We start from the raw sequence: 5,924 nt of genomic DNA on the forward strand, positions 1-5,924 counted from the left end.
CAAGATCAAAAGATCGCAGCCTGCGGCAGCTCCTACACGGATCCCGGCTGTTAGAATGCGCGCCTTATCCCGCCATACCGCAGCGCACGCCATGACCCAGACCTCCGTCCCCCCTCCCCGCTCCACGTCGCCATCATCGGCGGTGGCCCCGCCGGCCTGATGGCCGCCGAAGTGCTGAGCCAGGCCGGTGTGCGTGTCGACCTGTACGACGGCATGCCCTCGGTGGGGGCGCAAGTTCCTGCTGGCCGGGGTCGGCGGCATGAACATCACCCATTCCGAACCTTACCCGGCGTTCCTCGCGCGCTACGCCGAACGCGCGCCGCAGATCGCGCCCTTGCTGCGAGGCTTCGATGCCGATGCGTTGTGCCGCTGGATTCATGAACTGGGCATCGAGACTTTCATCGGCAGCTCCGGCCGGGTGTTCCCTACCGACATGAAAGCCGCCCCGCTACTGCGCGCCTGGCTCAAGCGCCTGCGCGACAGCGGCGTGGTTATCCACACCCGCCATCGCTGGCTCGGCTGGGATGCACACGGCGCTCTGCGCATTGCCAGCCCCGACGGCGAAATCACGGTCACACCCGACGCCACCCTGCTCGCCCTCGGCGGTGGCAGTTGGTCGCGGCTGGGTTCGGATGGCGCGTGGATGCTGCCCCTGGAGCAAAAAGGTGTAGGACTGGCGCCGTTGCAGCCGAGCAATTGCGGCTTCGAGGTGCAGGGCTGGAGCGAATTGCTTGTCAGCAAATTCGCCGGCGCACCGCTGAAAAATGTCGCCATCGGTTTGAACGACGATATCCCACGCTTGGGCGAATGCGTGATCACCGCGACCGGGGTTGAAGGCAGCCTGATCTATGCGCTGTCGGCACCGATTCGCGAGGCGATCAACGCGCAGGGTTCAGCCACGGTGCACATCGATCTGTTGCCCGACAGGCCTGTGGATAAATTGCAGGCAGCGTTGGGCAAGCCGCGCGGCTCGCGCTCGATGGCCAAGCATCTGCACAGTCAGGTCGGGATCGATGGGGTGAAAGCGGCGTTGTTGCGCGAGTTGAGTGACGCGGCGACCTTTGCCGATCCGGCGCTGCTGGCGCGGGCGATCAAGGCGTTGCCGTTGACCCTGGTGAAAACCCGTCCGCTGGACGAAGCGATCAGCAGTGCCGGTGGCGTGACGTTCGAGGCGCTGGATGAGCGCTTGATGCTCAAAGCCTTGCCGGGAGTGTTTTGCGCGGGGGAGATGCTGGATTGGGAGGCGCCGACGGGCGGCTATCTGCTGACCGGGTGTTTTGCCAGCGGGCGGGCGGCGGGGTTCGGCTTGCTCGAGTGGCTTCAGCACAAAACCCTGTAGGAGCTGCCGAGTGAAACGAGGCTGCGATCTTTTGACCGTTAAAAAACAGGATCAAAAGATCGCAGCGTACCGCAGCTCCTACAGGGAAATGCATTCCCAATTGACGAGCGAAGGCGTACTCACAGACGCCGCATCACATCAAGGTTTGCGCTTGCGCGGCCCGGTATTGAACACCGGCACTTTACGCACAGGCTTGATCGACGGCTCAGGTGCCTGAGTTTCGCCACTGTCGACCCACTTGCCCAGATTGCGCTTGCCGCCACCGCCGCCGGAGGTCTTCGGTTTTTTCGGCTTCTTCGGCTTCTTGATCACCTGACCGCTGGCATCGGTCTCCGGCACACGGTGCTCAGGTTCGAAGTCCGGCTCGTTCTGGCGCTTCAAGGTCTGACGGGTGAGCATCTCGATGGCCGAGAGCATGTTCACTTCATCGGCACACACCAGCGAGATCGCCTCGCCCGTTGCACCGGCACGGCCGGTACGACCGATGCGATGGATGTAATCCTCGGCCACGATCGGCAGGTCGAAGTTGACCACCAGCGGCAAATCTTCGATATCCAGACCCCGAGCCGCGACGTCGGTCGCCACCAGAATCTGCACTTCACTGAGTTTGAAACGATCCAGTGCACGCTGACGGGTCGCCTGCGGTTTGTCGCCGTGGATACCGTCGGCGTTCACACCAAGGCCCTGGAGTTTTTCCACCAATGCGTCCACGCCGTTGCGGGTCTTGGCAAACACCAGCACCTGCTTCCACTTGTTCTTGCGCATCAGGTGCACGAACAGTTCCGGCTTGCGCTTCTTGTCCACCGTCACCACCCACTGTTTGACGGTGTTGGCCGCGACGTTGCGCGGGCTGACTTCGATGCTCAGCGGATCGTTGAGCATCTGCCCGGCGAGCAGGCGGATGTCATCGGAGAAGGTCGCGGAGAACAGCAGCGTCTGACGCTTCTTCGGCAGCGCGCGATAGATGTTCGCCAGCTCTTCGGAAAAGCCCAGGTCGAGCATGCGGTCGGCTTCGTCGAGTACCAGAGTTTGCAGCTGATTGAATTTCAACGCGTTCTGGCGGAACAGGTCGAGCAGACGGCCCGGGGTTGCCACCAGCAGGTCGACGCCGCCGCGCAGTTTCATCATCTGCGGGTTAATGCTGACACCGCCATACACCGCGTAGGTGCGCAACGGCAGGTTTTCCGCGTACTGGCGCACCGATTCGTGCACCTGCTCGGCAAGCTCGCGGGTCGGCACCAGAATCAGCGCACGCACCGAGTTGGCGGTGACTTTCGGCCCTTCCATGGCCAGCAACTGCAGCAGCGGCAAGGCAAAACCGGCGGTCTTGCCGGTACCGGTCTGGGCCGCAGCCATCAGGTCGCGACCGGCCAGCACGGCCGGAATGGCTTGCGCCTGGACCGGCGTCGGGGTCTGGTAGCCGAGCTTCTCAAGGGAGCGCAGCAAGGGTTCGATCAGGCCAAGGGTGGCGAAAGTCATGGGAGTACCGTAGGAAAAATCAGCGCGGTTGCGCAAAACAAGGGTGCAATGGCGCGCAGTTTACCCTAATTCACACGCGGTTCTGCTGGAACGGCGGTCTTCGGCGGCTCCACGACCAGCGGCTGCGCCGGCCGCCGCCATTGCGGCAGACCGATCAGCACCACCGCGCTGATGATCACCAGCATCGCCAGTGCTTCTTCCATGCCGATGGTCTCGCCGACAAACACGATCCCCAGCAACACCGCCACCGCCGGGTTGACGTAGGCGTAACTGGTGGCCGCCGCCGGACGCACGTGCTTGAGCAGGTACATGTAGGAATTGAAGGCGATGATCGAGCCGAAGAAGATCAGATACCCCAGGGCCAGCCAGCCTTCCACCGGTGGCAGGGCTTTCAGGTGTTCGCCGCTGACCGCGCTGCCGATCAGCAGGACCACGCCGCCCACCAGCATTTCCACGGCACTGGCCATCGCCCCTTGCGGCAGCGGCAGGTGTTTGCTCCACACCGAGCCGAAGGCCCAGGTCGCCGCCGCGAAAATCAGCAACGCCGCGCCCAGCGGGCTCGATTGCAGATTGGAGCCCATGTTGAGCATGGCGATGCCGATAATTCCCAGCGCCACCCCGGCCCACTCCAGCCGCGAATTGCGCGCGCCCCAGAAATAGCCGCACAACAACGTAAACAACGGCACGGTCGCCACTGCCAGTGCCGCCACGCCGGATGCCACACCCGTGTGCTCGGCGACACTGACCGCGCCGTTACCGAAGCTGAGCAACAGAATCCCGATGATCCCCGCCGCTTTCCACTGCACCCAGGTCGGCGCCGGCGCGCCACGCCAGCGCAGGAAGGCGTACATCAGGCTGCCGGCAATCACGAAGCGCACCCCGCCGAGCATCAGCGGCGGCCAGTATTCGACGCCGAGGCGGATCACCAGATAGGTCGATCCCCAAATCACATACAGCGCGAAAAACGCGGCGATCAACGGTAAGGAAAAACGGCGCAAGGCAGGCATGGGCAGCTCGACAGTCAAAGGCAGGGTGAGGATTATTCTAGAAAGGCCCGCGAGCAAAAATAAGTTACAAAACCTGTTTATCGCGCCGGTACACTTTTGAAACAACGGAGATCGACGGGATAAGCCGTGATTTCGAAAGTCTGGCATTTTCAGGAGTCCGGCCTTGGACAAATACGACCGCATGCTGCTCAGCGCCCTGTTGGAAAACGGTCGCGCGTCCTACGCCGATCTGGCGCGCAAGGTGAACCTGTCCGCCCCGGCAGTGGCCGAACGGGTGGCCAAGCTTGAGGCGTCCGGCGTGATCACCGGGTACCAGGCGAACATCGACCTGTCGAAAATCGGTTTGCCGATCCAGTGCATGATCGAATTGCGCCTGCACCAGAACGGCAGCCAGAAGGTCTACGACGAACTGGTGAAAATCCCGCAACTGACCGAATGCTTCCGTGTGACCGGCGATCCATGCGTGATGATGAAGGGCGCGGTGGGCTCGATGACCGAACTGGAGGAACTGATCAATCACGTGGCAAAGTTTGGCTTCAGCAAGACCTCGATCGTGTTGTCCAGCGCAATCGAGAAGCGCGTGCCGCTGAGCCATATAGAAGCCAACGGCAAACCCTGAGGGCGATGAAGGCCCCTGTGGGAGCGAGCTTGCTCGCGAAAGCGATAGATCAGTCACATTGAAGCTGAATGACACACCGCATTCGCGAGCAAGCTCGCTCCCACAGGGGTTCTGTGTCGGGCTGGGGATCAGCGGTAGCGCTGCAGGTGTTCGCTGACTTTGGCTGCCGGAACTTTCTGCAGTTTGCACAGCAGGTCATGGTTCAGCTCACGCACGCCATGCTTGTGCCGCAGCTCTTGCGCCAGATGCGCCATCAGGTTGGCCGCCATCTCGGCATCCGCCATGGCCCGGTGCGCCTGGCCGGTGTGTGGCAGGCGGGCGAAGGTGGTCAGGGTGCCGAGCTTGTGATTCGGTGCCGCCGGCATCAGGCGCCGGGCCAGCAGCAGTGAACAGGCGAAGTTCTGCAGACGGGTGCGTTTGATCCGTCCCAGTTCAAAGTCCCAGAATTTCTGGTCGAACGAAGCGTTGTGCGCCACCAGCGGGGTGCAGCCGACGAATTCGTTGACCTCTTCCATCACCCGCTCCGCCGCAGGCGCGCTACGCAGCATGGCGTTGCTGATGCCGGTCAGTTGCTCGATGAACGCAGGGACGCGCACACCGGCATTCATCAGGCTCTGGTAACGCTCGACGATACGGCCGTTTTCCAGCATGACCACGGCGATTTCCGTGGCGCGGCAGCTGCTGTTCGGCGACAGGCCGGTGGTTTCAAAGTCGATGACTGCAATGCGTTCCAAACCGGGTTCAACTCCGTTCAAATCAATTTTTCAGCTTAATTCTTCAGCAACAACGCGCCTTCGATCGGCACGTAACGGCTGGCGGCGCGGATCAGCGAGTTGGCGGTCAGGCCGGGCACGCCGTAGGCGACTGCCTGTACGCCGTGCTTGCTGATGATGCGTTCGAGCAGCATGTCGAAGTCGCCGTCACCGGAGGCCAGGACGATTTCGTCGACGTGGTCGGCGGCGTCCATGATGTCGAGGGTGATGCCCACGTCCCAGTCGCCCTTGGCCGAGCCGTCGCTGCGCTGGATGTAGGGTTTGAGTTTCACGGTGAAGCCGAGGTTGCGCAGGATCTGCTGAAACTGCTGCTGCTTGCTGTCGCCGCGATCGATGGCGTAAGCATAGGCCTCGACGATCTGCCCGTGCTTGCTCACATCCGCCCACAGCGCGGCGTAGTTGAAATGGCAACCATAGGCCTGACGCACGGTGTAGTAGAGGTTCTGCACGTCGGCGAACACTGCGATTTTTTTCACCGGGATTCCTGTGAGCGCATAGCGCACGAAGCGGGATCAGGCGCCAGGCCCGAAAAAGGCGCTCAGTATGCCAGCCCACAGGAAGGTGGCGCGAATAATCGACCCACCACTCCAGACGGATGGTGGACTGTGGCGAGGGGGATTTATCCCCCGATGGGCAGCGCAGCGGCCCCCGAAAATGGGGACTGCTGCGCACTCCATCGGGGGATAAAATCCCCCTCACCACAGGTT

The 5,924-nt window shown here is 62.2% G+C and carries 5 protein-coding genes and 1 pseudogene; 2 read left to right on the top strand and 4 right to left on the bottom strand.

The window, feature by feature from the left end:
- Positions 1-159: 159 nt before the first annotated feature.
- A pseudogene (locus HT737_RS11310) lies at positions 160-1,339 on the top strand (TIGR03862 family flavoprotein).
- A gap of 138 nt (positions 1,340-1,477) precedes the next feature.
- Here the strand turns inward: HT737_RS11310 and HT737_RS11315 are convergent.
- Together HT737_RS11315 and yedA are read right to left on the bottom strand one after the other, a co-directional pair.
- On the bottom strand, positions 1,478-2,818 hold the full coding sequence (locus tag HT737_RS11315) for a DEAD/DEAH box helicase (RefSeq protein WP_047296736.1): 1,341 nt from the start codon (positions 2,816-2,818) through the stop codon (positions 1,478-1,480).
- Between the two features lie 65 nt (positions 2,819-2,883).
- Positions 2,884-3,825: a drug/metabolite exporter YedA gene (gene yedA, locus HT737_RS11320; protein WP_182402567.1), complete on the bottom strand. Its 942-nt coding sequence runs from the start codon at positions 3,823-3,825 to the stop codon at positions 2,884-2,886.
- Between the two features lie 163 nt (positions 3,826-3,988).
- Between yedA and HT737_RS11325 the strand changes: the two genes are divergently transcribed.
- Positions 3,989-4,444, top strand: coding sequence for an Lrp/AsnC family transcriptional regulator (locus HT737_RS11325; RefSeq protein ID WP_182402568.1), 456 nt, complete (start codon positions 3,989-3,991; stop codon positions 4,442-4,444).
- Between the two features lie 128 nt (positions 4,445-4,572).
- On the opposite strand, the gene HT737_RS11330 is transcribed toward HT737_RS11325, so the two are convergent.
- Both HT737_RS11330 and HT737_RS11335 read right to left on the bottom strand, forming a co-directional pair.
- Positions 4,573-5,178 (bottom strand): PolC-type DNA polymerase III, encoded by a 606-nt coding sequence (locus HT737_RS11330; RefSeq protein WP_182402570.1) that lies wholly within the window; start codon positions 5,176-5,178, stop codon positions 4,573-4,575.
- Between the two features lie 35 nt (positions 5,179-5,213).
- Positions 5,214-5,693, bottom strand: a complete 480-nt coding sequence (locus HT737_RS11335; protein WP_041065128.1) for an NYN domain-containing protein — start codon at positions 5,691-5,693, stop codon at positions 5,214-5,216.
- Between the last annotated feature and the right edge of the window lie 231 nt (positions 5,694-5,924).

The sequence above is a fragment of the Pseudomonas sp. MD195_PC81_125 genome, assembly GCF_014060985.1.
GTDB classification, from domain to species: Bacteria; Pseudomonadota; Gammaproteobacteria; order Pseudomonadales; family Pseudomonadaceae; genus Aquipseudomonas; species Aquipseudomonas parakoreensis.

Coding starts and splice junctions, on each gene's coding strand:
- yedA (WP_182402567.1), bottom strand. CDS start 3,825: ATGCCTGCCTTGCGCCGTTTTTCCTTACCGTTGATCGCCGCGTTTTTC.
- HT737_RS11315 (WP_047296736.1), bottom strand. CDS start 2,818: ATGACTTTCGCCACCCTTGGCCTGATCGAACCCTTGCTGCGCTCCCTT.